At 56.5% G+C, this 26,911-nt stretch carries 24 protein-coding genes; 8 read left to right on the top strand and 16 right to left on the bottom strand.

The features are described from left to right. Positions 1-155: 155 nt before the first annotated feature. From NMAG_RS19450 to NMAG_RS19440, 3 genes are all read left to right on the top strand, one after another. A complete protein-coding gene (locus tag NMAG_RS19450; RefSeq protein WP_004216093.1) occupies positions 156-1,058 on the top strand; it encodes a 5-oxoprolinase subunit B family protein in 903 nt (300 codons plus the stop codon). Beyond that, entirely contained in the window at positions 1,055-2,032 is a 978-nt protein-coding gene (locus NMAG_RS19445; RefSeq protein WP_004216092.1) for a 5-oxoprolinase subunit C family protein, read from the top strand. The genes NMAG_RS19450 and NMAG_RS19445 overlap by 4 nt, the downstream gene beginning before the upstream one ends. Positions 2,033-2,107: 75 nt before the next feature. Beyond that, a complete protein-coding gene (locus NMAG_RS19440) occupies positions 2,108-2,344 on the top strand; it encodes an acetyl-CoA carboxylase (RefSeq protein WP_004216091.1) in 237 nt (78 codons plus the stop codon). 291 nt (positions 2,345-2,635) lie between these two features. Here NMAG_RS19440 and NMAG_RS19435 read toward each other — a convergent pair whose 3' ends face one another. The 4 genes from NMAG_RS19435 to NMAG_RS19420 are packed head-to-tail and all read right to left on the bottom strand — an operon-like array spanning position 2,636 to position 6,966. Then, positions 2,636-3,703, bottom strand: a complete 1,068-nt coding sequence (locus NMAG_RS19435; protein WP_004216090.1) for a cytochrome d ubiquinol oxidase subunit II — start codon at positions 3,701-3,703, stop codon at positions 2,636-2,638. Positions 3,704-3,707: 4 nt separating this feature from the next. Next, positions 3,708-5,135 carry a cytochrome ubiquinol oxidase subunit I gene (locus NMAG_RS19430; protein ID WP_004216089.1) on the bottom strand — a complete coding sequence of 476 codons (1,428 nt, stop codon included), beginning with the start codon at positions 5,133-5,135 and terminating at the stop codon, positions 3,708-3,710. Continuing rightward, positions 5,132-5,800 (bottom strand): DUF1641 domain-containing protein, encoded by a 669-nt coding sequence (locus NMAG_RS19425; protein ID WP_004216088.1) that lies wholly within the window; start codon positions 5,798-5,800, stop codon positions 5,132-5,134. The genes NMAG_RS19430 and NMAG_RS19425 overlap by 4 nt, the downstream gene beginning before the upstream one ends. A 2-nt stretch (positions 5,801-5,802) precedes the next feature. Continuing rightward, positions 5,803-6,966, bottom strand: coding sequence for an NAD(P)/FAD-dependent oxidoreductase (locus NMAG_RS19420; protein WP_004216087.1), 1,164 nt, complete (start codon positions 6,964-6,966; stop codon positions 5,803-5,805). A gap of 263 nt (positions 6,967-7,229) precedes the next feature. On the opposite strand from NMAG_RS19420, the gene NMAG_RS21230 reads away from it, so the two are divergent. Both NMAG_RS21230 and NMAG_RS19415 read left to right on the top strand, forming a co-directional pair. Beyond that, the gene (locus NMAG_RS21230; RefSeq protein WP_012996959.1) at positions 7,230-7,478 is read left to right on the top strand and encodes a hypothetical protein; all 249 of its coding nucleotides are present in this window, start codon (positions 7,230-7,232) and stop codon (positions 7,476-7,478) included. A 184-nt stretch (positions 7,479-7,662) separates the two neighbouring features. Further along, positions 7,663-8,424, top strand: coding sequence for a LamB/YcsF family protein (locus tag NMAG_RS19415; protein WP_012996958.1), 762 nt, complete (start codon positions 7,663-7,665; stop codon positions 8,422-8,424). Positions 8,425-8,499: 75 nt separating this feature from the next. Here NMAG_RS19415 and NMAG_RS19410 read toward each other — a convergent pair whose 3' ends face one another. From NMAG_RS19410 to NMAG_RS19385, 6 genes are all read right to left on the bottom strand, one after another. Further along, positions 8,500-9,843, bottom strand: a complete 1,344-nt coding sequence (locus NMAG_RS19410) for an acetyl-CoA carboxylase biotin carboxylase subunit (RefSeq protein ID WP_004216084.1) — start codon at positions 9,841-9,843, stop codon at positions 8,500-8,502. A gap of 219 nt (positions 9,844-10,062) precedes the next feature. Further along, a complete protein-coding gene (locus tag NMAG_RS19405; RefSeq protein WP_004216083.1) occupies positions 10,063-10,806 on the bottom strand; it encodes a 2-oxo acid dehydrogenase subunit E2 in 744 nt (247 codons plus the stop codon). Positions 10,807-10,837: 31 nt separating this feature from the next. Beyond that, positions 10,838-11,098 carry a lipoyl domain-containing protein gene (locus NMAG_RS19400; protein ID WP_004216082.1) on the bottom strand — a complete coding sequence of 87 codons (261 nt, stop codon included), beginning with the start codon at positions 11,096-11,098 and terminating at the stop codon, positions 10,838-10,840. Positions 11,099-11,100: 2 nt separating this feature from the next. Further along, the gene (locus tag NMAG_RS19395) at positions 11,101-12,129 is read right to left on the bottom strand and encodes an alpha-ketoacid dehydrogenase subunit beta (protein WP_004216081.1); all 1,029 of its coding nucleotides are present in this window, start codon (positions 12,127-12,129) and stop codon (positions 11,101-11,103) included. After that, complete coding sequence (locus tag NMAG_RS19390) at positions 12,129-13,157, bottom strand: thiamine pyrophosphate-dependent dehydrogenase E1 component subunit alpha (protein WP_049916364.1); 1,029 nt, start codon at positions 13,155-13,157, stop codon at positions 12,129-12,131. Before NMAG_RS19390 ends, NMAG_RS19395 begins: the two co-directional genes overlap by 1 nt. A gap of 160 nt (positions 13,158-13,317) precedes the next feature. Continuing rightward, a complete protein-coding gene (locus NMAG_RS19385) occupies positions 13,318-14,076 on the bottom strand; it encodes a hypothetical protein (RefSeq protein ID WP_012996956.1) in 759 nt (252 codons plus the stop codon). 123 nt (positions 14,077-14,199) lie between these two features. Between NMAG_RS19385 and NMAG_RS19380 the strand changes: the two genes are divergently transcribed. Then, positions 14,200-14,586 (top strand): CopG family ribbon-helix-helix protein, encoded by a 387-nt coding sequence (locus tag NMAG_RS19380; protein ID WP_004216077.1) that lies wholly within the window; start codon positions 14,200-14,202, stop codon positions 14,584-14,586. 744 nt (positions 14,587-15,330) lie between these two features. Here NMAG_RS19380 and NMAG_RS19375 read toward each other — a convergent pair. From NMAG_RS19375 to NMAG_RS19350, 6 genes are all read right to left on the bottom strand, one after another. After that, positions 15,331-17,322, bottom strand: coding sequence for a TRAP transporter permease (locus NMAG_RS19375; RefSeq protein ID WP_012996955.1), 1,992 nt, complete (start codon positions 17,320-17,322; stop codon positions 15,331-15,333). Between the two features lie 40 nt (positions 17,323-17,362). Continuing rightward, on the bottom strand, positions 17,363-18,388 hold the full coding sequence (locus NMAG_RS19370) for a TAXI family TRAP transporter solute-binding subunit (protein WP_004216074.1): 1,026 nt from the start codon (positions 18,386-18,388) through the stop codon (positions 17,363-17,365). 288 nt (positions 18,389-18,676) lie between these two features. Further along, a complete protein-coding gene (locus NMAG_RS19365) occupies positions 18,677-19,816 on the bottom strand; it encodes an acyl-CoA dehydrogenase family protein (RefSeq protein ID WP_004216072.1) in 1,140 nt (379 codons plus the stop codon). A gap of 111 nt (positions 19,817-19,927) precedes the next feature. Further along, the gene (locus NMAG_RS19360) at positions 19,928-20,815 is read right to left on the bottom strand and encodes a 3-hydroxyacyl-CoA dehydrogenase family protein (protein WP_004216071.1); all 888 of its coding nucleotides are present in this window, start codon (positions 20,813-20,815) and stop codon (positions 19,928-19,930) included. 94 nt (positions 20,816-20,909) lie between these two features. Next, a complete protein-coding gene (locus tag NMAG_RS19355; protein ID WP_012996954.1) occupies positions 20,910-22,355 on the bottom strand; it encodes a zinc ribbon domain-containing protein in 1,446 nt (481 codons plus the stop codon). Continuing rightward, positions 22,355-23,533, bottom strand: a complete 1,179-nt coding sequence (locus tag NMAG_RS19350) for a thiolase domain-containing protein (protein WP_012996953.1) — start codon at positions 23,531-23,533, stop codon at positions 22,355-22,357. The genes NMAG_RS19355 and NMAG_RS19350 overlap by 1 nt, the downstream gene beginning before the upstream one ends. A gap of 1,033 nt (positions 23,534-24,566) precedes the next feature. Here NMAG_RS19350 and NMAG_RS19345 point away from each other — a divergent pair. Further along, entirely contained in the window at positions 24,567-25,343 is a 777-nt protein-coding gene (locus tag NMAG_RS19345) for an IclR family transcriptional regulator (RefSeq protein ID WP_004216330.1), read from the top strand. Between the two features lie 320 nt (positions 25,344-25,663). After that, positions 25,664-26,854 (top strand): CaiB/BaiF CoA transferase family protein, encoded by a 1,191-nt coding sequence (locus tag NMAG_RS19340; RefSeq protein WP_012996952.1) that lies wholly within the window; start codon positions 25,664-25,666, stop codon positions 26,852-26,854. Positions 26,855-26,911: the final 57 nt, after the last annotated feature.

Raw genomic sequence — 26,911 nt, 5'->3', positions numbered from 1 at the left:
GGCTAAAGCCGTGGGCTTTCAGCGTAAACTCCCGCTCTGGCCGAATGAATTCAACAATATTGGAGGAGCGTTCGGTGTCGTTCGAGATCAGACAACCTGTTCAAGAATCGTCCAATATTTATTCATGGACACAGCTTGAATCGTCATCCCACAACATGGGAACTGAACGGATTACACCCGCCGAACTGCCTGACCCACGGTATGAATATGGGGCAGATGACCACGTGTTCGTCGAACTGGCGGAGGAGATGAGCTTCACAGCCAATTTCAAGGCGATGGCGATCACCCAACAGGTCGCCGAACGGGAGATCGATGGAATCGTCGAGAACTGTCCGGCCAACGCCTCCTATATGGTTCGTATCGATCCGGATGTCATCCATCCAGACGAGGTAATTGCCGAACTGAAAGAAATCGAAGCCTCGATTGACATTGAGAACTACGAGTGGGAGACACGTATTATCGATATTCCCGTCCTGTTTGCGGATCCGTGGACCCACGAGACGGTAATGGAGTTCCGGGAACGCCACCAGGACCCAGACGCAACAGATCTCGAATACTCGGCAGAACTCAACGGATTTGACTCTGCAGAGGACTTTATCGATGCGTTCGTCGGTGCCCCACATATGGTCACGATGGTCGGTTTCGTGCCTGGGTTGCCGTGGTGTTTCCAGATGGTTCCCCGGAGCGAACAGTTAGAGGTCCCAAAATACGTCGAGCCCCGAACCGACACGCCAAGCCGTGCGGTCGGATTCGGCGGCGCGTTCTCGGTTGTCTATCCTGTCCAGGGAGCTGGCGGGTATCAGCTGTACGGCCGAACACCAGTCGAAGTGCTTGACACGGACCAGACACTCCCGGACTTTGGTGACTCTATGGTCCTCCCGAACCCCGGTGATATCTTGAACTACAGACGGATTGATCGCGATGAGTACGATGCGATTCGTGAGGAAGTCGAGGCAGGAACGTACGAGTATACCTACGAAACAGTCGAGTTCTCGACGGACGAGTTCTTCGAATCCCCACACGAATACAACGAACAGCTCGTGGAGGTGATTGAATGATCGAACTCTCTGACGGTGGAATCGCAAGCACAGTCCAGGACCGTGGCCGTTTCGGTCAGTACCACATCGGCATGCCTCCATCAGGAGCGATGGACCAGTACGCCCACACGGTTGCAAACTACCTCGTCGGCAACGCAGCCGACAGCTCAACGATCGAGATGACCTATCAGGGGATTACAGCGACGTTCCACGAGGACGCTGTCATCGCGGTCACCGGTGCTGATATGTCGCCCTCGATCAACGGTGAGCCAATCAAGACGTGGACGACACACGCAGTCGAGTCCGGCGACGAACTCGAGTTCGAATTTGCGACCGAGGGTGCGCGTGCATATCTCGCCGTCGCTGGCGGCATCGATGTTCCCGAGGTGATGGGCAGCCAATCGACGTACACGTTGGTCGGCATCGGTGGCCACGAGGGACGTGGACTCGAAGCTGGGGACAAGCTTTCGATTGGCGACCAGCCTGACGAGGCAAGTGATTTCGTCGGTACACAGGTTGCTGATGAACATATCCCGAACTACGCGGACGAAGACACTGTCCGTGTTGTACTTGGGCTGACCAGCTACCGCTTGACCGATGAGAGCAAGGAACAACTCTGTAACGCAGAGTGGAAAGTCTCTGCGGAAGCGGATCGAGTCGGGTATCGACTCGAGGGGCCAGACCTCGAGTTCAAAGAGCGTGAGCAGCCGTTTGGTGCCGGCACTGACCCGTCGAACGTCGTCGACCTCGGCTATCCAGTTGGGTCGATTCAGGTGCCACAGAGCCCGATTGTGCTCATGCAGGACGCAGTCACAGGTGGCGGGTACGCAACTGTCGGCACAGTTATCAGCACTGACCGTGGCCGCCTCTCACAGCGACAGACCCACAAATCCGTCTACTTCGAGGAAGTCGATGTCGAAGCGGCACTCGACGCCCGCAACGAACAGGAAGACCAACTCGAACAGATCCGTTCCGAAATCAGAAGTGAGATCTGAGTCGAGTATCTGTATCGCTCACCGAACACTGGTCGAATCGAAAAGCATAATCAAACGAGACTCAATAAATAACCCATGACAGAGACCATCAATTCACCGATGCCCGGCGTCTTCTACCGACAGCCCGATCCGGACGATCCACCCTTCGTCGAACCCGGAGACGAAGTTGAACCTGGAGACACGATTGGCCTCGTCGAGGTGATGAAGAACTTCAACGAGATCACTGCTGAGAGTTCCGGCACTGTGAGTGAGTTCCTCGTCGAGAACGAGGCTGAAATAGAGGCAGACCAGCCACTCGTCGAACTCGAGTAACGAGACGAGGACAACGCCTTTCTGGGAGGGAGTCGCTATGATGTCCTTTCATCTTTGATCTACGATGGATTGCTCGAACTGAACGCCTCTCCTTGTTCCTTATCACGGTCTTCGATCCCGTGTTCTATTTTTCCAGGCGTTCGTGTTGCGCAGATTGTATAGTACGATTGGCCGACCTCTCCATCCAGAAAAAGGCCGTAGGCGCTGTCTTCAAGCATCCGGGTTGGCGTTTCGACGACGAGCGTGTCACAAAATGAAAACGCCGCGAACTGACCAGACCACCGCTATTGGTCAGTCAGAGGTTCCGTACCCATCATCGTGTTCGACCGGCCCGGAAAACACCGTATACAGGTACCGGAAGTACGCCAACACGAGAAACAGGACCGGAATCACGACGACTGAGAGGATATTGAGTGCCAACGGCGAGACGATCGATTCACGGACCGTCGTTCCAGTAGCGGGATACAGCTCCGGGTACAGCAAGATCGCGACGAGCGCAATCAGCGTGAACGCGACGCCACCGGTGGCGTAAAACCACCACGTAACCTCGAGTGTGTCTCGGGTTGCTGCCACGACGCCGAGACCGAGGAAGACGACCGTCGCGAGGACGACCACCAGAACCGGAGTCGAAAGAAGCGTCCCGCGGACGCTGAGTGGGTCGGTGACGAAAACGGTTGCGAGCAACAGGACGACGCTGAGTAGATAGCCACCGGCGGCGTACAGTCCGTATCTGACCATCTCTTCACGGAACGTGCCAGATGTCTTCATCGCGACGTAGGCCGCCCCGCTGACCACCGAGAGGAACACGATGGCCACACCGGTCAGGACACTCGGGAGCGCGAGCGTACCGGTCCCGAACACCCAGCTTCCGGCGAGGGTGCCGATGAAAAGCGGCGAGAGCGTACTGCCAGCCACGAAACCTCGGTCACAGGCACGCACCCACTCTGGGTCGTCTCGTTGTTCGCGAAGCTCGGGAGTGATCCCCCGCAGAATCAGTGCGAACACGATCGCGAAGACGAGGAGGTAGTGATCGCTGAGTAACGAGGCGTACACCGGCGGGAAGGCGGCGAACAGCACCGTCCCGAACGCGACGAGCCACACCTCGTTTGCGTCCCAGACCGGACCGAAAATCGAGAGCAACAGGTCGCGTTCGGCTTCGTCTTCGCGGGTCCAGTACAGCATGCCGATTCCGAAGTCGAAGCCATCGAGAAACACGTACATCCCGAGGGTAAACAGCAAGATACCGAACCAGAGTTCGGGCAACCCCGGGAACAGGTACTCGTCAGCGGGAACGACGGGGCCGAACAATATGGGATCGATTCGAGTCACCGCTGTCGTGATCGAGAAGTTGGTCGTCACGCAATCACACCTCACCGGAGCCACTCGGCGCTCGTTCGTCGGTCTGTTCCTGCTCGACCCGTTCGAAGTCGTCCTCGAGAACCCGCTCGAGTTCGCCGTCGACGATCCATTTGATCACCCGAAGGAACAGAACGACGAGGATCGCGTAGGCGATCGCAAAGGCGGAAAGCGAGATCGTCATCTGTGTCGATGTGAGCGTCTGAGAGACACCCTCGCTCGTAAGCTGGACGTCCTGGATGATCCAGGGCTGGCGGCCGATCTCGGTGACGTACCAGCCGACGATGGTCGCGACGAAGCCGAGTGGGATCGAGGCCAGGAGCGCTTTGAGGTAGCGTCCACGCTCGAAGAGCACGCCCTTTCGCATCCGGTAGACGCCCCACAGACCAAGGAAGATGAACCAGAAGCCGAGAAACACCATCGTCCGGAACGACCAGAAGACGTACGCGACCGGTGGGTTCTGTACGTCAAACTCCTCGAGGCCGTAGACGATACCAGTCGGGTCGGTCTCGGCGAGAAACGACGCCAGATACGGGATACTGACCGTGAACAGTTCCTCGGCCCGCGGATTGGTGATATCTTCGAGACTGCGCGGGAACGCGAGCAGGTGCAACGGGGCGCCCTCTTTGGTCTCGTAGATTGCCTCCATGGCGGCGAACTTCATCGGCTGCGTCTGGACGACGTGGCGAGTGTACATGTCGCCGTGGATCACCTGGAAGATCGAGGTGATCGCGAGGACGCCGACAGAGAGCTTGAGCGTCCCGCGCCAGGGCTCGCTGTCGGGGTTCGTCCAGACGAAGTAGGCGGCGACGCCGGCGACGAAGAGCGTCACTGAGATCACCGCCGCGTTCTGCATGTGGACGTACATCCAGAACAGCCGTGGGGTGAAGTACGCCGCAATGGGATCGGTGAGTACGAGTCCTGTCACGCCGTTTTCCTCGATCAGTTCGTAACCCTGGGGCGTCTGCATCCAGGAGTTGACGATGAGGATCCACAGCGCCGAAAGCCACGCACCGACCATCACGAGCACCGACGAGAGGACGTAGACGCGGTCGCTAACTCGTTCGCGGCCGAACAACAGGACACCGAGGAAGACGGCCTCGAGGAAGAATGCCATCGTCGACTCGAAGGCGAGGGGGCCGCCGATGAGTTCACCGGCGAACTCCGAGAACGCGGGAAAGTTCGTCCCGAACTGGAAGCTCATTGGGATCCCCGTCGCCGTGCCCATCACGAACCCGATGGCGAAGATTTTCGTCCAGAACGAGCGCAACCGTTCGTACTTCTCACGACCCGTCGAGATTTCCTTGTAAGTGAAGTAGACGATGTAGGGGGCGAGCCCGACCGAGAGGGCGGCGAAGACAATGTGGACCGAAAGCGTGCCGCCGAACTGAATGCGACTCCCCAGTTCGGGGTCGATCAACAGCGGTTCGATCACTGTCTCTCACCACGCGACTCGCTTTCCTCCGCTGCTCGGTCGATCGACTCCCGCTCGTCTTCCAGCTGGACCCCGACGGCCCGAACCATGGCGACGAGAAATCCGAGTCCACGCTGGACGTCGGGGTTTCGAAGCGTCCGCATCAATTCGACAGTGCCGACTTGTTCCGGTGGCTTTTCCCCGGCCGCCTCACTGAGCCCCTCGAGCAACGTCTGGACACCGGCGACCGTATCCGGATCAGCCGTCGTATCCGCGACCTCCCCGAGCGAACCAGCGGTCCCGCCGACCGACATGACGATGTCGTCGTCGACCGCGGCGGCGAGCAACGCGATCGTGTTCGCCAGACCGACCAGCGTCTCGAGGTCACCGGTCGCCTCGAGTCTGGCGACTCGCTCGAGGCCGGTGGCGAGGTCGTCGGAATGTTCCTCGAGGACCGCAGCCAACCGGTCTGTGTCCTCGGTCGTGGACATCGCCGCCTCGGTGCCGGCAGCCACCTCGAGAAGCCGGTCGTCGAGACGGTCCGTCTCGAACGCTGGGGCGTCGAACAGCTCCTCGAGATGGCCTTTGCGGTGGACGAACGCGGCGACTGCTTCGGGGTTCGTTTCGATCGCTTCGACGAGGAGTCTATCGAGGTCATCCTCGTCGGTGATTGTTTCGTTAGTCATGATCAGAGCAAGCCTCTGGCGGTCAGCCAGTACGATTCGTTGTACGCGAGTTTCGCCCAGTGGACGAACTGGGAGGGCGGTCGAACGACCGGATCCAGATCGTAGTCGAAGGAGACGAACGTCGCCTCATCGAGGCCAGCCTCGACGAAACAGAGCGTCCGGCCGTCGTACGTGGTCGTCGGCGTCTGCCCCCGGACCGCACTCGCGATCCGGTCCGCGACGACGCCGGCCTGGTAGTGTGCGGCGCTGCCGGCTTTGCTCGTCGGGACGTCGGTAACGTCACCCAGCGCGGAGACGTCCTCGGCACGCGTCGCCTCGAGCGTGTGGTTGTCGACCTCGATCCACTCTTCGCCCAGCTCCGCCCGTTCGACGATCGGCCCGCCGACGTGGGGCGGGATCGTCACGAGGAGGTCGTACTCGAGCGTCCGGCCGTCGGTTGCCGTGATGTGTTCTCGGTCCGGATCGACGGAATCGACCTCGAAGTCGGTCTCGAGGGCAATGTCCCGCGCAGCCAAAAGCGGCGTTACCCAGTCGTCTATCGACTCGATTGTGTGTGCGCCGTCGACCGGGTAGGTGTAGGTGAAGTCGATGTCATCCCGACGACCGCGTTCTCGGAGCCAGTCGTCGACGATGAGCGCGAATTCGATCGGTGCCGCCGGACACATGTGAGTGATACCGACCGTGCTCAATACCAGGTGGCCGGACGTGAACGTCGCGAGTTCGTCCCGAAGCGTTTCGGCAGCGTCGGCGGTGTAGAAGTGATGGCCGCCCTCGGCGAGTCCGTCGACAGCCTCCGGGTCAAGGGTCGCACCCGTCGCAATCACGAGGTAGTCGTACCCGAGCGAGTCACCGTCCTCGAGAGTCAAGCGCTTCTCGTCGGTGTCGATCGCGGTGACGTGGTCGAGTCGACAGTCGACTCGTCGATCGAGAATTTCCCGGTGCGGACGGCGGCTGTCGGCGACCGATTTTCTGTCGAAGGCGACGTAGAGGAAGATCGGCTTGTAAACATGATCGGGCGTGTCAGTGACGAGTTCCACCTCGACCGCACCGGCCTCAAGTTCTCCGCGTAACGCGTCCGCGAGCTTGTTAGCGACGACCGTGCCGCCGGTCCCACCACCGACGATCACGACGCGCCGGCCGTCGACGTCCGTCGAGTGAGTCGTCATTTATCCAACCCCGCTTTGCAGAGTGACACCGAAGGCCTGTTCCGAGCCTGTCTGATCGGCTACAGTGTACGACTCGAGACATGGGATTGGTTTGTATTGACACACCATTGTCATCCGCGACGGGGTGGATAGCGATAAAGTGATTGCCAAACTGACATCAAGAGAGTGATTCAGGATTGAGTGATATTTACAGTAGGCAGTGAATCAACTAGTCAAAAAACCACACACCAATGGTTAAGAGCGTAGAGAGCGAGTGAAACGGCATGCCCAGAACGTGTGCGGCCTGCAGCGAACCTCTCGAGGAAGGGACCGGAACCTGCACTGCGTGTGGAAACGCACCGAAACGGGCGGTGAGAAAAAACGGTGGACTCGCTTTTGCCCTCGCCATCCCGCTACTATTTCTTAATCCACCGATCGGCGTGATTCTGGCCATCGTCGGACTGTTCGTCCTGCTTGGCTCGTGGTTCGTCTCACCGGTCGGACAGGTCGCAGGCTCAAATTCACAGTCCTGATATCGCCCCGGTATCGAAAACCGTACGGATTATCGGCTCCGGCATAGTACTTGATCGACAGCGCGAACTATCTATCCCTGTGGCCGGGGTAAATGAGTGTCGCCGGCGCATGTTCTGTGCGAAAATGACGGTTTAGGCATCCTTCCCCGTAATCTATATCTGCATTTGTGGCAAACGCTTCCATATGGCATCTATTGATATCAATTGTGACATGGGGGAAAGTTTCGGAAACTGGACAATGGGGAACGACGATGCGGTCATGCCGTACATTACGTCTGCAAATATCGCTGGCGGATACCACGCCGGCGACCCCCACGTTATGCGCGAGACTGTTGAATACGCGGCTGAACACGATGTTGGAATCGGTGTTCATCCTGGCCTGCCAGACCGGGTTGGGTTCGGTCGCCGAAAAATCGACGCGACACCCGAGGAGGTGCGAGATTATGTCGTCTACCAGCTCGGTGCACTCTCTGCATTCGCACAGCGACACGGCACTACTGTTCAGCACGTAAAGCCCCACGGCGCGATGTACTCGATGTTATCCGAAAGCCCGGAACACGCTCGGGCCGTTATGGAGGGCATGCTCGAGGTTGACGACGATCTCATCTATCTTGCGACCGATATGAACATCTACGAGGTCGCTCAGGAAATAGAAGGACTCCGCGCGGTGTTTGAGGGATATGTCGACTTAGACTACCGGCCTGACCGCTCGCTGATCGTTGAGCAGGAACTCGAGGACCGTGATCCAGAACTGGTTGCCGACCGCTTCGTCTCGATCGCGACAGAGGGTGTCGTCGAAGCGGCCACTGGTGAGGAGATTTCAGTGCCCGCCGAGAGCATCTGTATTCACGGCGATAATCCAAACGCCGTGGCGATCCTTGAAGAGATTCACGACCGCATCGACGAGCACGGGATCGAACTCACGCCGTTGTCCGAAATCGTATAACGCGATTCGTTCACCGCCGTCAACAAACTGCCCCAGTGATCTGTAAACGCGATCTCGAGTTCCCGATTTGGCTGGCTACTCGTCGAGGAGTTCTTGTTCGACGTACTTCGTCGTATGCTCGTTCGCGATGAAGCCCTCCTCCTCGAGTAACTGCTGGTGGAAGGGGATTGTCGTTGGAATCCCTTCGATCGTCGTCTCCTCGAGTGCACGTTTGCCGCGGGCGATTGCCTCTGCTCTGTCCTCGCCAGTCACGATCAGTTTGGCAAACATCGAATCATAGAACGGAGCAATCGAATCTCCCTCGTCAACACCGTCATCGACACGAACACCGATGCCACGCGGTGGTTCGTAGGACGAGAGTGTTCCTGGAAGCGGGGTGAAGTCGTTGTCGGGGTCTTCCGCGTTAAGACGGAACTCCATCGCAGCACCCCGTGGTTCGATGTCGTCCTGTGAAAACGGTAGTTCCTCACCAGCAGCAACCCGGAGCTGCCATTTAACCAGATCGATGCCGGTGAGTTCCTCGGTCACCGTGTGTTCGACCTGAATCCGAGCATTGACTTCGATGAAATAGAACTCGCCATCCTCATAGAGGAATTCGACGGTCCCGGCGTTGACGTAGTCGGCCGAAGCCGCGCCGCGTCGGGCTGCGTCACAGAGTGCAGCGCGGGTCTCGGCATCCAGGCCTGGTGCTGGCGATTCCTCGACGAGTTTCTGCTGGCGCCGCTGAATGCTGCAATCACGCTCGCCCAGATGCCGGACGTTGCCATGCTCGTCGCCGATGATCTGCACTTCGATGTGGCGTGGGTTCTCGAGGAATCGCTCGAGGTAGACGTTTGGATTATCGAAATAGGCTTCACCCTCTCGAATCGCTTCTTGCAGTTTCGACTCGATTTCGTTGGGTTCCTGAACGACCTTGAGACCCCGACCACCGCCACCGCCGTCGGCCTTGATCGCAACGGGATAGCCATGCTCTGCCGCGAACGCTTCGACTTCTTCGACGGATGTGACCGGCTCAGTCGTCCCGGGAACGATTGGGACAGCTGCGTCGGCCATAATTTCGCGTGCTTTGGTTTTCTCGCCGAAATCAGCCATGACGTCACTTGGCGGGCCAATCCACACAAACTCGCTTTCCTCAACGTTGGCTGCGAACGATTCATTTTCCGCAAGGAACCCGTACCCTGGGTGGACTGCATCGACGTTTGCCTTGCGGGCAGCCTCTAGAAGCGCTTCTTGATTCAGATAACTCTCCGTGGCTTTCGAACTACCGATGTGGTATGCCTCATCAGCCAGTCGAACGTGTTTGGCATCCTCGTCCGCATCGCTGTAGACTGCGACCGTTTCGATCCCCAGTTCCGTACACGATTGAATGATTCGAACGGCGATCTCCTCACGGTTTGCGATCAGGACCTTCTCGAACACAATAGTAGATACTGACGGCTTTTAACAGATAAGCCTGACTTAACAGGCTGTTCGAGCAGGTTTCACGGCCGCTGACAGAATTCTCTGGAATCGTTTTGTGGACGAGCCTCGGAAGCAGGTTGGTGGTGAAGTTGACATTCACCTCCGCCTGAAGGCGGAGGGATCCCAAGCGTTGGGTTAATAACTGCCGGTATGCGACTCCTCGTGTCCCACACGACCTCACAGCAGTGCTTCAGCGTTCTCAATATGAGTAGCCAACGTCTCGAGGAACCGAGCTGCATCGGCGCCATCGACGACTCGATGGTCGAAGCTCAGATCAAACTGAATCTGTTTGCGAAAGTCAACACCTTCGTCGCCCGGGCGTGCACGGTCTCGGATGCGATTGACACCAAGGATCGCTACTTCTGGCGGGTTGATGATCGGCGTGAACGAGTCGATACCCAGAACGCCAAGATTCGTTATCGTGAACGTCCCGCCACGAAGATCAGACATAGAATAGGAGCCTGTCTGCACAGATTCTGTCAACTCACGACGTTCGATCGCAACTTGATCGAGCGATTTCGACTCGAGTGCGGTGAGGACTGGCGTCACCAATCCAGCGTCGATATCGACTGCGATACCAACGTTCTGTGTCTCGTAGAGGCGGTGAAGGCCGTCCTCGAGTGTTGCGTTGAACGCAGGGTGGTCCGCAAGCGTTTCCGAGAGCGCACAGAGGACAATATCAACCACGGAGACGTCAACGTCGTATTTGTCGCTCGCCACCTCGGCTGCTCTCACGAGTTCCTCGGCGTCAACCTCGCGACTTGCCGTCACGTGAGCGGCCTCTTGCGAACTCTCCTGGAGGCGATTTGCGATCGTTCGGCGCATCCCTGTGAGTTTGCGCTCCTCGAGAACGGTGCGTTCGTCGCCCGATGAGGTGTCGCTGTTCTGGCTAGCGTCGCCGTTTTCGGTGGGGGATGTCATGGTATACGTTTCCGAGTGAAACTGGAGGGGCTCAGGCAGCCTCCAGCACCGCTAAGATATCACCGCGTTCGAATTCATCATCCTCAGCACAGACGATTTCGTGGACGGTTCCCGCCGCAGGTGCTGGCACGTCGACGCTGACCTTTTCAACCTGGATTTCACAGAGGGTGTCACCCTCCTCGACCTGACTGCCCTCACTCGTGAACCAGTTACTGACGACACCTTCGTTCTCGTCTGTGTCCTCGGGCCAGACATCGGCCGTGTTGATCTCGAGGTGGTCATTCCCAGCCATGGTTAGGAGGTGATGGCTCGGACGGTGTCTTCAATGTCGTCCGTAGCTGGTATGACCTCGTTCTCCAGCGGTCTCGCGTATGGAATTGGGACATCCGGTACCGCGAGACGGTCAACCGCCTCAAGCGATGCTAGATCTGCCTCCGCGACGCGGGCAATGATTTCGCTCGTAACACCGTACGAGCGGTAATCCTCGTCGACGACGACCAGCCGACCGGTTTTCTCGACGGACTCGAGAATTGTGTCGGTATCTACGGGAACGAGCGTTCGAAGGTCGATAACTTCGGTGTCAATGTCGTCCTCCGCGAGGGTTTCAGCGGCCTCGAGCGCTCGGTGAACGTGCAGTCCAAGGGTGACGACGGTAACATCCGCACCCTCGCGTTTGACATCCGCACTCCCGAAGGGGATCGTGTACGCTTCTTCAGGGACAGGCGTTTTCGGTCCATCAGGTGCGGGCATCCAGCCGATTCCCATGAGCCGCTTGTGGAACATGTAGACGACCGGATCATCATCGCGGATCGCGTTGTGCATCAACCCCTTTGCATCGTACGCTGTCGACGGAACAACGACTTTCATCCCAGGAAGATGAGCGAAGGTGCCATACAGCGTTTGGGAGTGCTGGGCAGCGTCGTTGTACGTCCCGCCAACAGCGGCTGTCAACACCATCGGGACAGTCACGTTTGCCCCACTCATGTAGGTGTTTTTCGCCATCTGATTGTAGATCTGGTCCATCGCAACGCCGAAGAAATCGACGAACATGAGCTCGGCTATCGGCCGCATCCCGGCCTGTGCTGCTCCGACAGCCGCGCCAAGATAGGCCGTCTCGCTAATCGGCACATCCATGATTCGGTCGTGGCCAAACTCATCGAGGAGCCCCTGTGTACTGTCGAAGATACCGCCATAGTCTGCGACGTCTTCACCCATGTAGAAGACCTCCTCGTTCGTTCGCATCTCGTCAGCAATCGCTTCGACCATCGCACGGCTCATCGTCAGTTCGCGGTCGACAGTCTGGGTAGATTCTTGTTGTGCCATTAGTCATCACCTCCTGCTCGAGTAGTATCTGCAAGCTCGTGCGCTGGTTCGGTCGTCGTTACGCCAGATTTCGACCCGGCAAAGACATCCTCGTAGGCGTCTTCCGGATCGGGTTGTGGCTGTTCTTTTGCCCATTCAATCGCGCTGTCTACGCGCTCGTGAGCCTCATCACGAATTTCTTCCAGTTCAGCGTCCTCAACGCCTGCCGCACGCAACTCTGCGGCGAGCCGCTCGATTGAATCGCGGTTTTTCGCGGCCTCCGAGTCTTCCGCTGGTCGGTAGCTCTCAGGGTCGCCCATGAAATGCCCCATCCGACGGTGGACCTGTAACTCGAGTAGGGACGGTCCGTTATCGTCTCGGGCCCGTCCAACTGCCTCCTTGGCGGCAGCATACACTGCCGTTGCGTCGTCAGAATCCACGCGTTTCCCTGGCAGGTCGAAGCCACCTGCGCGTTGAGATGCATCTTCGACATCAGTCACGCGGTCTTTGGGCATACTGATCGCCCAATCGTTGTCCTCGATAACGAAGACGACCGGCAAGTTCTGGACTGCGGCAAGATTCAGCGACTCGAGGAACGCGCCTTGACTGACGGCACCTTCGCCGATAAACGCGACAGCAACACTGTCTTCGTTTCGCTTCTTCGCGGCGAGTCCAGCCCCAACGGCTGGTGGACAGCCCTCTGCAATGATACCACTACACGCGAAGTTGACAGCGGGATCAAACAGGTGCATGTGTCCGCCTTTTCCGTTGCTCAGTCCGGTCTCGCGGCCAAAAATCTCCGCTGTCATCCGATCTAGATCGACACCTTTGGCGATTGCGATATGATGAGGCCGGTGTGGTGCCGTAACGGTATCGTCATCTCGCAAGTGCTGACAAACTCCCGCGGCCGATGCTTCGTGACCGGCTGCGAGGTGTAGCTCACCAGGGATTGGCCCAGCAGAGATATCGAAGGCTGGTTGTTTTCCCTCCAGATACTCCTCCTGAAGGCGTTCTTCGTAGTATCTAGCTGTGACCATGACTCTATACATCTCTTGTAGTTTGGTACCAATAACCATGGTTCCTACCATGATCGACTACGCCAAATAGATTACACCTATGTAGACTTTATTGTAATTCCGCTCTTCAGTCACAGTTACGAATAGAAGAGAATATCACTGGAGATTGCAAGTTGGACAGAACAGGGGGTTGCTAAAATAGCCCGCCAATGAATGCCAGTCCCATACCCACCAGTACCGTCGCTGTCAGCAACGGCAGGTACGGAGTGTACCGTTCAACTGTTTCGCGGTGGCGTTCATAGCCCGCGATTAAGAGGAGCGTTGGAATGAGGATTGCAATGATAACGACTAACGAGTACACAAGCATCAGCTCCAAACAGTAGGCTGTGCCCGCACAGATCGCCAGAATTTGAATCGGCTCTTCGTGGGCAAATCCCAGGAGGAGCGCGGTCGTCCCAAGGGCCATCAGTCCTCGTTCAGCGTCTTCTTCACTCAAATGACGATGCCCCCCGCTGAACAGTCGCTCCCGAATCCGTGTTAGTATCCCACGCTGGGAGGGTTCTCCTGCATGACTATCATCGTGTTCATGCGTGTGAGTATGGGCGTGGCTATGGTGTTGATGAGACTCATTGTGAGTGTGGCCATGTGCCGTCCCATGTCCGCCATTCCGATATTCGTGAATTCCCAGTAGAATAAGCATAGTACCTGCAATATATCGCATCCATGGGCCCTCAGCGAATGCAGCAAAGCGACTGAACCAAAAGTACGCCAGTACCAGTACGACGCTACTAATCAGATGTCCAACCCCGAGAATGAGTCCAGCTATTGTCCCATAAACCCACGTCCGCGAGCGATTCAACCCGTAGGTCGCAGCAATCGGCCATCCGTGATCGGGGAGCACGCCATGGATAAACCCTATTGCAATAACGCCTACAACGAGACCAACATCCATACGGAATCTCGGTAGAGACGGCAGAAAAATGCTGTTAGCACAGATTGGTGGGTATCGTAATACCCAGTCAGCGGGAAAACCACAGCACCCATCCGGTCTCTCCACTAGTTCCAGTGTAGACAGATGCGTACCAGTTTCAACATTCCGGATGACTTACTCACGGAATTCGATCAGACGTGGCAGGCAGAAGGATTTGACTCTCGTTCACGAGCAGTTCGCGAAGCAATGCAGGAGTATATCGAGGCCCATACCGAACTCGAAACTGTCTCGGGCGAGGTGACTGCTGCACTTGCATTCGATTACCAACACGAACGCGTAATTCGTGAGCTCCACGACGTTCAACATGACTTCCAAGACATTATAAAGACAACAAGTCACACCCATGAAGGTGACTGGTGTCTGGAAACAATTTTTTGTCGTGGTGAGGCGGCCCGAGTTCGCAAACTGGTGTATCGACTCCGTGATTTTGACGCTGTAGGGCAGGTGAAAGTCCTGTTACTTCGGTCTTGAGGGACTCTGTCGTCAGTTACCCACGACTGAAGTCGTGGGCTTTCTCCTTGCATTTCTGTGAGCTCGTCGGAAATTCGATGGCCGGATTCTACGTCCCCCAGGGCCTAGAGGAGTCAAAAGTTTCTCTCGTCATCTGATTGAGGCAACGCGGCAGTGTTCGTTGATACCCACAGCGGCGAAGTCAGGAAGTAGGACAGCCGCTCAAAACTAGATGAATAAAATAAGATAGTAGTATTAGGGACAGTCGGTATAGTATTATTTCCACAATCAAGAATGGCTTACGATCGATGCTTGAGACCGCATCAGTCGACGACAAGGTAGCGATCGAGTTGCTGTATGCATTCACAGATTGACCGAGAAACACAATCACTCCGAGCTGACGTTTTTCGTCGATTGATGTGGCTATTTGACATTCCTATCGCGACTGCGATTGAATGATTAACCCGATGTTGACGACCGGAACTACCAGTGAAAAGTGGTCTCGCTCACTCACGAACGTGTTGACTACTTCCAGAATTCGTGGGTGAGAATTGAGCCAGCGGGAGCGATAGAGTTGAGCGTCTTTCCCACAACTATAACATCATTATCTATACAAGTCAACAGCCACACATACGAAAGGAGCGTCGAGAACAACCGTTCTCTTCCTATCGCTCGTGATGATTCTCGTTCGGTGTATTTGATGAATGCAGAAGGATAACGTTCAGAACGTGATCGGAGGACGAAGTCGAAATAGTGGTGGGACAGTTAGTCGCCCTGGGCGACGGCTGGACTGCCTGCCTCAAATGAACCGCGCCACTGGACCGTGTAGAGGAAGGCAGCCACGCCGAGTGCACCAAGTCGAACCCAGAGCGATGGGACGACCATTATGACGACTCCGAGGAGGACATACACACCTCGGATACCGATATTCACCATACCACTCATACCGAAGATCGGTCTGTAGTAGTTCAAGCCGTGGATGATACTGATTGCGCCGAGCAGTGCCAGTCCACCAGAGACGAGCGTCATCTCGGATATTCCGCCAACGACAATTTCAGGATTGTAGATGAAGGCAAACGGGAGAACGTACAGCGGTGCTGCCAGTTTCAGCGCCTCGAGTGACGTACGCCAGAAGTTAGCTTTAGCGACGCCAGCAGCCACCACGACTGCAATTGCGATCGGTGGGGTAATACCCGAAAGGATCGCTGCATACAGCACGAAGTAGTGGGCTGCGAGATCCGGTACGGCGAAGTCACTGACCAGCGCCGGTGCGATGAGCAATGCAACCAGCGAGTACGCAGCAACTGTCGGCATTCCCAGACCGAGGAGGATACAGACGACCATCGCGATGAGCACTGCCAGGAACATGCTGCCGCCCGAAAGGTCGATGAGGATAAGCGAAAGAATCCCCGGAATACCGGTCGAGACAAGTACGTCAACAATACCGTTGACTGCGGCAATGATGATCACGATTGGTGCAAGGATGATTGCCCCCTCGCGGAACCCGTCAACCGTCTCGAAGAGTTTCGTCCGGAGCATCGCGACTGGCGATTCGTCCTGAAGTTGGGTCGCTCGGATGACAGGAACGGTAACACCAAGTACGATCATCGAGATAACAGTGTAGAGTGCCGATGTCATCACGGTCCACTGCAGGACGCCAAGGAGATAGATCAGGATAATCAGTGGAACAGCATACATGACACCTTCAACTGCGAGTTGTTGCTTCGATTTTACCTCATCAATGTGGTCAGAGACGTTGAGTTCTGCATTTCCACTCTGAGAGATCCAGGTGTAGTGGACACCAGCGGCGACTGAGAAGAAGAAAATCGCTGCCGGAATGAGGCCTGCAATAACGACCTCGATGTACGTAATACCGAGCAACGACGCCATCACGAACGCTGCTGCACCCATGACAGGGGGCATGATCTGGCCACCTGTTGACGCAACGGATTCAATGCCGCCGGCTGTTTCGGATTTCATTCCACTGTTTTTCATCAGTGGAATTGTGAACGATCCAGTCATCGCCGCATTAGCCGTCTGTGACCCGTTGATCGAACCAATCACGAGGCTCGCGATGACAGCGGACTGAGCGACGCCAGATCGGAGGACGGTCGCACTTCTGAACGCAACACGGATGATCAGGTCAAACGCCCCGTAGGCCTTTAACAGTCCTGCGTACAGCAGGAACGGCGCGACCCACGCAGCGACGATCTCGGAGAGTTCACCGTAGAATCCGTCAATCTCGAGCACCATGATATTGAGAATCCGGGTCTCTGAAAACCCGGAGTGGGTAAGTACTCCTGGGAAGTATGGCCCGAAGTACCCGTACCCAATCGCAAACAGAATCACTCCAACAAATGCGAGACCGAACGCTCTATAGGTCAGGTAGATGACTGCAGCAGCAAAGACTGCTGCCAGCAGCAGTTCGTGGTCAAGCGCATAGCCGACCCTTGTGGTGACGAGAGTATTGTAATTCGCGTAAAGGTACACGGTGGCAATGGCTGTAACAGCCCCAATCGCTGCCAAGAAGAGACCATGGAGTGTCCGACGGTTGCCGCTGGCATCGGTATCACCACCACCGTCACTGTCACCGAGCCCAATGTATTCGTCTAACAGATAGATGAATATAGCGAGTCCAATAAAGGTGATAGTGTACTGCGCACGGGGAAGCCAGGACCAGAGAGCATACGCAATTACCCAGGCCCACAAGGCAATCGCAGTGAGTGTCAGCGCTAACTGAGATGGTTTTAATTTCATAGTTGAGTCAATATTGGATAACAAGTGCTGTCGGGACTAGTTACTCGCCGCGCGTCCAGGAATCATCCCATGCTCCCTGATCCTCGAGGAAGTCGGCAACACCCGGGTGGATCGGTTGATCCTCCATGTAGGCGCTGGTCATGGTATCTAGCTCAGAGTGGTCAGGATAGGCTTCCTGGGCGTCGCGTGCATCTTCCCAATGCTCATGGCTGATTTCAGCGACCTCGTAAGCGACATCAGCAGACATGTCTTCTGAGAAGAAGAACTGGAACGTTTCGCGCCACGTGAATACTTCGTCGGCGTCGAGATCTTGATCGTAGCCGTAGGCCTCAACCGTCCCGGTATCGACACCTTCAGCGTCTGCAGCGCCCTCACGGAATTCCTCAGTCGCTTCAACGGCATAGAGATCCTCTCGAGCGTCGACTTCCGTCGCCCAGCCAGGGAGGTTAACACCGTTTGCACCATAGGAGATCAACGCGTCAACATCGCCTTCGTCCACTCGACCAGCGATGTCACCCGTGTCGGCATCAATCTCGTTCGTCTCGAGTTCATCTCGGATCCCGATCGATTCATGAACCGTATTACTGAGTTGACGGAGACCCCAGCCAGGCGGAAGCATCCAGACGGTTATATCGTCGTCGAGGAGGTCGTCAGTCGTCTCGATACCCGATCCATCGAGTGCAAGCCAGTGAAGTTCAAGCACACCAATTTGGAAGCCCTGATACGCAATTCCATCGACGGGATCCTCGTGGAACGGTTCCACGTCGTTGAGCGCGTTCGTCGAAATAAAGTTGCTCGCCGAGTAGCCGTCAATTTCACCGTTATTGTAGAGTCTGATGCTTGCTGGGTCTCCGCCCGAGTCCTCAGCATCGAAACGAATCGATTCCGACTCGCTTTGAACGACCGATTGGAGAGCCTGCGTAGACTGTCCGGTGGTAGAGGAGTCACCGGGGATACCGATCGAGACTGCCTCGACATCACCACTGAGACATCCCGCTAATCCAGCAATACCAGCGCCACCAGCTACTTGCAGAAAGCTACGTCTATCAATTTGCCTTGATGCCATATCCCATGCTGGGTGTAACCAATAAATAAAGATTACTATTGTCCGTGAACATCCTCTTACAGATTCGATACGTGAGGGGAGAAACGAGGGACAGGACCAGAGACCGATACAGCAACTTCGGGCAGATCACTCGAAGACATGAACGAGGCATCTGGCACCTGTCCCCACGATTACTCACTGATCTGGATGGGGCAATCTCAGGCGCGTTCGACACCAAGGGGCGAAACCTACGAAGTGAAAATGACTGTGACGTGAATCAATCCCTAGAGATTCGTCGAAACCCCCTCTTCACAGCAATCGATCAGCGATGATATTCTTCTGAATTTCGCTTGTCCCTTCGTAGATTTTCGTGATGCGGGCATCACGATAGTAGCGCTCTGCAGGGTAGTCCGTGACGTAACCCGACCCACCGTGAACCTGAACGCCTTCGTCCGCGACCTCCACCGCAATCTCGCTGGCGAACAGCTTCGCCATACTCGAGAACTGCGCGGCGACGTCCTGATTGTTCTGCTCGACTTCAGTTGCAGCGCGGTAGGTCAGCGATCGCGCAGCCTCCACTCGAGTTGCCATCTCGGCAAGCTTGTGTTCAATCGCCTGGAACTCCCCGATTTTTTGTCCGAATTGCTCGCGCTCGCCAGCGTAGTCGATTGCGGCATCGAGTGCACCCTGTGCAGCACCGATGGCCTGTGCGGCGACATTGGTTCGGCCGGAAGCGAAGAACTCCATCAGCTGGTAGAAGCCGTTGTCTACCTCACCGATGACGTTTTCCTCGGGGACGCGCGCGTCATCGATAACCACTTCGGCGAGGTCCGAAGCGCGGATACCGAGCTTGTTGTCGATTTTCTCGGTCAGAACACCGTCAGTATCCATTGGCAGGAGGAAGGCGGTGATGCCGCGGTGGCGCTCTCCTGGGGTCGTTTTCGCCATGACAACGCCGACATCGGCGACCGTTCCGTTCGTGATCCACATCTTGTTCCCGTTCAGGATGTATTCGTCACCGTCTTTTTCGGCGACTGTCTCAATTCCCGCGACGTTCGAGCCGTGAGCGGGTTCGGAAATCATCGAACAGGACGCAACGTCGCCGCTTGCGACTTTCGGGAGCCACTCCTCTTTCATCCACTCGTCGCCGAACTCGACGATCATGTTCGTTCCGAAGCCTGCGCTGCCGACCGCCGATCCGATTCCGGGATCAGCTCGCCACAGTTCTTCGGTGACGATCGTCTTCGAAAGCTTGTCCATGCCGGCACCACCGTACTCGATCGGAATACTTGGCGCGACGAAGTCGTACTCGGCGGCTTTTCGTCGGAGGTCTTCAGGGTATTTGCCCTCCCGGTCATGTTCCTCCGCAACCGGCGTAATCTCGTTTTCACCGAACTCACGGACAGCATCACGGATAGCTTCGTGCTCATCCGACAGACTGAATGCCATGTGTACACTCGTCAGACGGGTGTAAAAGGAGTTTCGAGTCGGACCGAGCCAGTGACAATGGGGAAACACATGGGGGTCAACAGCCGGTCACTGCTTGCTGCGATGTACTCCTTACGTATCGTTTGACCAGTCACCGCTCATACCAACACGGTCACCGTCCTCCCAGACGTAGAAGCCCTCACCCGTTTTCTTTCCGAGGTTACCCGCCCTGACCTTCCGGCGAAGGGTCTGTGGTGGCCGAAACCGTTCACCCAGTTCTGAACGGAGATATTCGGCGATGTGGAGACGGACATCAAGTCCGACGAGATCTGTCAATTCGAGCGGTCCCATCGGATAGCCGTATCCAATCCGCATCGCTTCGTCAATATCTGCTGGGTTGGCAACGCCTTCCTCGACCATCCGAATCGCCTCGAGTCCAGTGACAACACCAAGTCTCGATGAGGCGAACCCGGCAGTATCTCGGACGACGACATCTTCCTTTTCGAGGCTTTGGACGTAGTCGATAGCAGCCTTCTCAGTCTGTTCACTCGTCTGCTCTGCGATCACAATTTCAACCAGATCCATCAAGTGTGGCGGGTTGAAGAAATGGAGGCCAACAGCGTATTCCGGCTGGTCAAGTGCGCTTCCAATCTCCGTCACTGACAGTGAAGACGTGTTCGAGGCGATGATCGTCCCCGTAGCAGTTGCATCTTCCACGTCGCTGAAGACCTGCTTCTTAAGATCTATATCCTCCGGCACGGCTTCGATGACCAGGTCGGCGTCGTGCACTGCCGATTCGAGATCGGTCTCGCTTTCGATCCGACCAAGCGTGTCTGCCATCGTGTCCTCCGACACTTTGCCACGGTCGACACCGCCCTGTAAGTTCTCCCGAATTCCCTCGATACCTGCTTCAACACGGTCTGGTTCGATATCACGAAGCACGACTTCGTGACCAGCCATCGCCGATACTTGTGCAATTCCGTGTCCCATACTCCCTGCTCCAAGCACTGCAATTCGCATAGATGACTGGACCGAGAGTATCGTGAAAAACGTTCGTATTCGGCCGCAACGATGGGGCGACCGCTCGGCGGAGAGTGCTGTGAGTAGCGCTTCGTTAGTCGTCGTGTGGTGGTCGAATCTTGAACCCGTATCGTGTCACACCCTCTTGCGTGTAGATCCGACGGATCGTCGTCTCGACACGGTCTCCGACGACAAACGCTGAAGGCGCAGCGTCAGTTCCCATTACCGGAACGCTGACGGTCTCCTCACCGTTTGCAACGTCAAACGCAACGATTGCGGCCGCATAGTCACCCGATTGTGACTGCTGGGTCGCGAACTCCGGGGGCGCACCACCCTGTGAGATTGTCGTTACAGCCTCGACAACCCCATCGCCAGAAAGCTCGGTGAAGTCATACTCATCAAGCGAGCCACAGCTGGCACAGGCACCCTCTGGTGGGAAGGTCACTGCTCCACACTCGGGACAACGGCCCGCCTCAAGTCGGTATCGCTGTGGGATCGACCGTCGCCACGACGGGACGCTAACGTATGCCCCACCACCAGCTGGAGGGTCCGAGGTGACGACGCCCCGCTGACGAAGGTATTCAGCATATGAGAGCGAATCGCCGCCTTCGAGGGCCGTTTCAGTCGGAACCTCGCCATCAACGGTAAGCAAGAAAGCGCCAGCACCGGCTCCACTACCGAATGAGACGCCCAGAATCGACTCGTGACCCTCTGCGAGCGCGCTGGCGAGCGAGACGGGGACGCTCGCGGCACCGAGGTCGCCAAGGTCGTGAACCGTTGCAGCGGCCTGGATCTCGTCGGTGCCCACGCCGGCCGCGCCGGCGGCGCGGTAGGGGAGTTTCCCGTTCGGTGCCTGGATGGCGGCGGCCGCTGGCTCGAGGTCGTCGTTGGAATTGGACTCGAGTGCAGCCACAGCGCCAGCGATGGTTTCGGTGAACGCCTGGCGGTCGTACTGGGTGACGCCGAGGCCCTGAGTCTCCTCCTCGCCGGTGTTCCGGAAGCGGGTGCCGGGGTAGGGGCGGGAGTACTCGGCGCGGTCGACGATCTCGGCGGGGCCGCTCGATTCGAGGACGAACGCAGCGCTGCCTGCGCCGGCGGCGTGGTCGAGTTCGCTGTCGGGTTCACCGACCGGTGCGTCGGCGGCGACGACGAGCCCCGTCGTGGTCTCGTCAGCAGCGACGGCGTCTATGCCGGCCCAGAGCGCGCGGGTGCCGGCGCGCGTGCTGCCGGTGAAGACGTGACGAGTGGCCGCCTCGCTGACGGCGAGCATCGCGCCCAGACGGGCCGTCAAGTCCTCCTCTGCGAGCGGTGGGCGAGAGGATGCGAAGCCAAGCCAGTCGATAGCCTCGCCAGTAAGGTCGGCTGACTCGAGTGCGCGCGTTGCAGCCTCGTAGCCCATCGTCAGGGCGTCCTCGTCGGCCGCGGGAACGGCCTTCTCGGAGATACCGGAGGCCTGGAAGTGACCCCAGGCGTCTGCGAATTCTTCGGCCGTAATACGGAATCGCGGTGCGTACGCGCCGACAGCAGTAATAGCGACCATCAGGCGCTCACCTCCGTTTCCTTCTCGAAAATATGAATCACAGATGCACCGCCGCTACCGCCGACGTTGTGGGTGAGCCCGCGGACTGGGTTCTCGACCTGTCGCTCTCCGGCCTTCCCCGAGAGCTGTTTGAACGCCTCGACAACCTGACCGGAACCGGTTGCGCCGATCGGGTGCCCCTTCGATTTGAGCCCGCCCGACGTGTTGACCGGGAGCTCACCGCCGAGTTCGGTCGCGCCGGACTCGATGAACTCGCCAGCCCCGCCCTTCTCGCAGAAGCCGAGATCCTCGTAGGCCAGCAGTTCAGCGATCGCGAAGCAGTCGTGGACCTCCGCGAAGTCGAGTTCTTCTGGGCTGATGTCAGCCATCTCGTAGGCCGTTTCAGCGGCACGCTGGCTCGCCGGGACGCCCGTGTAGGAATCACGCTGGAAGAGTCCGACACTGTCGCTGCCAGCACCGACGCCGGCGACGCGGATCGGATCGTCCGTATAGTCGTCGACGACATCCTCGCTGACGATCAGTGCACAGGCCGCACCGTCGGAGGTCGGACAGCAGTGGTAGAGATTGAGCGGATCCGCGACGACCGGTGCCGACTGGGCGTCCTCGAGTGAACACTCGAATCCCAGTTGCGCGTGCGGGTTCTTCGCGCCGTTAGCGTGGTTCTTGACGGCGACGCGCGAGAGTTGCTCGCGCGTGGTGCCGTACTCTTCCATGTGGGCGCTTGCCATCTGGGCGTACACCCCGGAGAAAGTGGTACCAGAGAGTCGCTCCCACTCGGTTTCACCGGAGACGCCGAGCCAGTACTTCGTCGCGTCCGAACTCATGTCCGTCATAATCTCGAAGCCGCCCGCGAGGACGACGTCCGCCATGCCGGACTTGACTGCCTGGACGGCCTGGCGAGTCGCAAAGCCACTCGCTGCGCAGGCGTTTTCGACGCGCGTGCACGGAACGCCATCGAGACCGACGTGTTCGGTTACTGCCGGCCCCGAGAGTCCGAGCTGGCGGCCACCGACGCCGAGCGTGCCGATAAAGGCTTCGTCGACGTCGTCCGTCTCGACTCCGTTCGGAACGCTCGCTACTGCTTCCTCGAACGCCGTTCGGAACAATGAGCGGTAGCTTTCACTTGGAAACGAACCATAGTCTGATTGTCCTGCACCGACTACGTAAGCGTCTGGCATACGCATGTTTGTACCAATCGATACGAAATAAGCACACCGTTGTTCGAACACAGTCCACAGTTGAAGAGACGCTATAGTAGCCACTGCAAGTCACTGCACACCTGATCGCCAGTCTGCTCGGCGATCAGTGTGTAACTAGTTGCAGTTGTTACTATAGAAGCAGGTACTCATGTGACCGGTCTCCACGTCCAGTGGCGCGTCTATCAGAGATGTTGAAGATACCATTATGAACTCGGTTTTTTCCGTTCGGTAGAAACAAATGGGCAGTGTAGAGGCGAGTTATGAAATATCTGCACCCTATATCCAGAGTATCTTCACAGAATGGAACCAAAGAACTCAATGGTAAAAAGTGGAGGTGACCAGACTTCATTTCGTGGTGCGAAACCATTGTCTGGCGAGTTGAGCGCGTGTGAGATAGTACGATTATTGTCTGACAGTAACACTCGGTTTGAACTAGAGTGTTGCCGACATTTACAGTCGTACTGATGTATTATAACTGATCAAGATCGCCGCCAGATATTTACACAAGTACTCGTGTAAAGCACGTCCCAAAATCAGGGATCTATACTATCGAATGATGGTAATCAGCATGTATAAACGAGTAATATGAGTTATCCAGAGGTATGATTTAACCGTTTTTCGGGCGCACATTCTAATTATTGCACTTCGTATGAGTGATTGTGAGAGATTGAGGCGAATCCCCCCTATTATTTCGTCATACGAAACAAGAGTGGTGGCCTGCTGAGTAGGCTCGACGTAATAGAAATAGAATTCGCTTCTGGCTATGGGAACCCTTGATGCACTCTGTCAATAGTGGTCTCTACTGCGATATCTGTACCATCTCAGTCCGATACTGCTGTGAAGTTCATTGTAGCATGACGTCAGTAAGTGTTGAAGGACCTCTCAGAGAGGGACTCACGACCAACAATAACCAGCAGTCGGTATATTCTCGTCACGGTCAGGATAGCGAACGAGCGATCGAATCTGTTTCGAATGAGTAAACCTTTTCTCGCAACCAGACCTGTATCAGACAATGTCCCCACACGGAAACGATTCGGCGTCAACGCAGATTAAAAGCGTTAACACAACCCTCAGAATAGTTGAGGAGCTAAAACACCAGAATGGGGCAACCGTTTCGGAACTGGCTACGACGGTCGGAGTGTCAAAAGGGACAGTGCACAAACACCTAGCAACGCTCCGTGAACACGATTATGTTGTCAACGACAACGGAAAGTACCGAATTGGTCTCCATTTTCTGGATATCGGCGGATATGCACTCCACCAGTTTGACAGCATCAAACAAATCGAGTCCAAGGTGAGAGAGCTGGCAGAACGGACTGGTGAGACGGTCCAGTTTTCCACTGAAGAGCACGGTCGGTCTGTCGTGTTAGCACGAGAGGCAGGACAGATGGGTGTCTTCACCCGCGCTCGCCTCGGGAAACGCTTCTATATGCACCAAATCTCGGGCGGGAAAGCAATTCTCGCCCACTTGCCGAAACAGCGCGTCCAACAAATAATAGATCAGCACGGACTACCCGCTGCAACGAATTCGACGATTACAACCGAAACTGAGCTCTTTGAGGAACTGAAGGCGATCCGAGACCGGGGATATGCGTTCAATCGCGCCGAAAGCACAGACGGACTCCATGCTATTGGTGTTCCGCTAATCGGCCCCGATGGAGACGTACTTGGAGCATTTGCCGTTGCCGGTCCAAGCCACCGAATGCATAGCGAACGATTCGAAGATGAAATTCCAAACGTCATGCAAAGTGTTGTTAACGAGATTGAGTTGAACCTCACATACTCGTGAATCGCCCCGGATTCAAGTCCCGGGAAAGCTCCTCAATTGCCTGTGAACTGCCTCGGGATCAAACCCCGAGGCTTCCCGTTTCGCTACTGCTTTTGCGAGCTCCAATGTACTATCTATCAGGGAAGAATCTTCACACGTGTCCTGGAAACCGGAAGCCCTACTCGCAAGGAGCAAGCGAAAGAAGGCAAGTGGGGACAGTTCACTGATCGGATGGGTGTCTACTGGCTACAGATCTAGGGCTTGACTCTGGAACGTCCCCAAAACCCATTTGGAAACCGTTCCCAAAAAGACTTTCTCAGTTCGGTATAACCCTCACTTGTATGCAGCCGTTAGACGATCTTACCATCGTTGACTTAACCCAATCGATAGCAGGCCCCGTCTGTACACAATTACTCGGGGAAATGGGAGCAACCGTGATCAAGGTCGAACCCCCGTCAGGCGATAACTTCCGGAACTTGATGGGCGGGAGTATGTTCACCCCGTTCAATCACGGCAAGCAAAGCGTTTGCGTCAATATGAAAACCGACGAGGGACACGCAATCGTTACAGAACTGGTCGACGAAGCCGATATCGTCGTCGAGAGTTTCCGACCTGGTGTCCTTGAAAAGTACGACCTTGACTATCAGTCGGTTCGTGAACGAAACGAAGACATCATCTATTGTTCACTATCCGGGTTTGGCCGAACTGGGCCCTACAGTTCGTATCCCGGATACGACCCATGTGTCCAGGCACTCTCCGGTCTGATGGCAATCACCGGCTACCTTGATCGGCCCCCAGTCCGAATCCGCGCGAGCCTGATCGATTGTGGAACAGGTGCTAACGCCGCGTATGCAATTCTGGCTGCCGTCCGCCAGCGAGATCGGGGAGGATCGGGCACTGAAATCGATATCTCGCTGTTCGATGTCGCCATTGCGTGGATGTCCTACTGGATCTCGCGATACGACCGAACCGGAGAACTACCCGAGCGCGCAGGTGGACAGGGTATCGGCAGTGCACCAAATGGTGTCTTTCCGACGGGAGACGGACACATCTATCTTGCAACCCTGTCTGAAGCGATGTACGAGCGCCTCTGTCGGTTCCTGGGTCGCGAAGACCTACTCGAGGACGAGCGGTTCGAGACAATCGACGACAGATTGGAACACCGTGATCTCATCAAAGATGAGTTCACTGCCGAGTTCGAATCGTACGATGCGATCGAACTCGAGAAGGGTCTCATGGATGCCGGTGTTCCAACCGGTGCAGTACGAACGGTTAGTGACATCGTAGACTCGGATCCTCACGTTGCTGATCGATCGATGCTCGTCGACTCGTATAATCCAGAAGCTGATGAGGAGGTCGTCACGCCTGCACTCCCGTTCAGATTCAGTTCAGCGATTCACGATGGAACGTTCTCCACACAACCACCGAAAAAGGGAGAACACACGGCTGAGATACTGGAGGCACTCTCCTATTCCGAAAGTGAGATTGTGAATCTGTTTGATCAAGACGTTGTCTTCGCCGAAGGTCACTGAACCAAGTAATCTGGTGAGGTTCCCCATTACGTATCCGGTTTTGTGAGTAAACGGCGT

Source organism: Natrialba magadii ATCC 43099, assembly GCF_000025625.1.
GTDB classification, from domain to species: domain Archaea; phylum Halobacteriota; class Halobacteria; order Halobacteriales; family Natrialbaceae; genus Natrialba; species Natrialba magadii.
Note: the sequence above shows the minus strand (reverse complement) of the source record. Positions and strands in the feature narration are given on the sequence as shown.

What these genes read in the sequence shown, in the direction of transcription:
- NMAG_RS19340 (WP_012996952.1), top strand. Translation starts at nt 25,664, where the DNA reads ATGCAGCCGTTAGACGATCTTACCATCGTTGACTTAACCCAATCGATA.
- NMAG_RS19385 (WP_012996956.1), bottom strand. Translation starts at nt 14,076, where the DNA reads ATGGATGTTGGTCTCGTTGTAGGCGTTATTGCAATAGGGTTTATCCAT.
- NMAG_RS19350 (WP_012996953.1), bottom strand. Translation starts at nt 23,533, where the DNA reads ATGCCAGACGCTTACGTAGTCGGTGCAGGACAATCAGACTATGGTTCG.
- NMAG_RS19415 (WP_012996958.1), top strand. Translation starts at nt 7,663, where the DNA reads ATGGCATCTATTGATATCAATTGTGACATGGGGGAAAGTTTCGGAAAC.
- NMAG_RS19375 (WP_012996955.1), bottom strand. Translation starts at nt 17,322, where the DNA reads ATGAAATTAAAACCATCTCAGTTAGCGCTGACACTCACTGCGATTGCC.
- NMAG_RS21230 (WP_012996959.1), top strand. Translation starts at nt 7,230, where the DNA reads ATGCCCAGAACGTGTGCGGCCTGCAGCGAACCTCTCGAGGAAGGGACC.
- NMAG_RS19395 (WP_004216081.1), bottom strand. Translation starts at nt 12,129, where the DNA reads ATGGCACAACAAGAATCTACCCAGACTGTCGACCGCGAACTGACGATG.
- NMAG_RS19420 (WP_004216087.1), bottom strand. Translation starts at nt 6,966, where the DNA reads ATGACGACTCACTCGACGGACGTCGACGGCCGGCGCGTCGTGATCGTC.
- NMAG_RS19355 (WP_012996954.1), bottom strand. Translation starts at nt 22,355, where the DNA reads ATGGTCGCTATTACTGCTGTCGGCGCGTACGCACCGCGATTCCGTATT.
- NMAG_RS19445 (WP_004216092.1), top strand. Translation starts at nt 1,055, where the DNA reads ATGATCGAACTCTCTGACGGTGGAATCGCAAGCACAGTCCAGGACCGT.
- NMAG_RS19405 (WP_004216083.1), bottom strand. Translation starts at nt 10,806, where the DNA reads ATGACATCCCCCACCGAAAACGGCGACGCTAGCCAGAACAGCGACACC.
- NMAG_RS19380 (WP_004216077.1), top strand. Translation starts at nt 14,200, where the DNA reads ATGCGTACCAGTTTCAACATTCCGGATGACTTACTCACGGAATTCGAT.
- NMAG_RS19440 (WP_004216091.1), top strand. Translation starts at nt 2,108, where the DNA reads ATGACAGAGACCATCAATTCACCGATGCCCGGCGTCTTCTACCGACAG.
- NMAG_RS19365 (WP_004216072.1), bottom strand. Translation starts at nt 19,816, where the DNA reads ATGGCATTCAGTCTGTCGGATGAGCACGAAGCTATCCGTGATGCTGTC.
- NMAG_RS19450 (WP_004216093.1), top strand. Translation starts at nt 156, where the DNA reads ATGGGAACTGAACGGATTACACCCGCCGAACTGCCTGACCCACGGTAT.
- NMAG_RS19370 (WP_004216074.1), bottom strand. Translation starts at nt 18,388, where the DNA reads ATGGCATCAAGGCAAATTGATAGACGTAGCTTTCTGCAAGTAGCTGGT.
- NMAG_RS19400 (WP_004216082.1), bottom strand. Translation starts at nt 11,098, where the DNA reads ATGGCTGGGAATGACCACCTCGAGATCAACACGGCCGATGTCTGGCCC.
- NMAG_RS19360 (WP_004216071.1), bottom strand. Translation starts at nt 20,815, where the DNA reads ATGCGAATTGCAGTGCTTGGAGCAGGGAGTATGGGACACGGAATTGCA.
- NMAG_RS19425 (WP_004216088.1), bottom strand. Translation starts at nt 5,800, where the DNA reads ATGACTAACGAAACAATCACCGACGAGGATGACCTCGATAGACTCCTC.
- NMAG_RS19390 (WP_049916364.1), bottom strand. Translation starts at nt 13,157, where the DNA reads ATGTATAGAGTCATGGTCACAGCTAGATACTACGAAGAACGCCTTCAG.
- NMAG_RS19345 (WP_004216330.1), top strand. Translation starts at nt 24,567, where the DNA reads ATGTCCCCACACGGAAACGATTCGGCGTCAACGCAGATTAAAAGCGTT.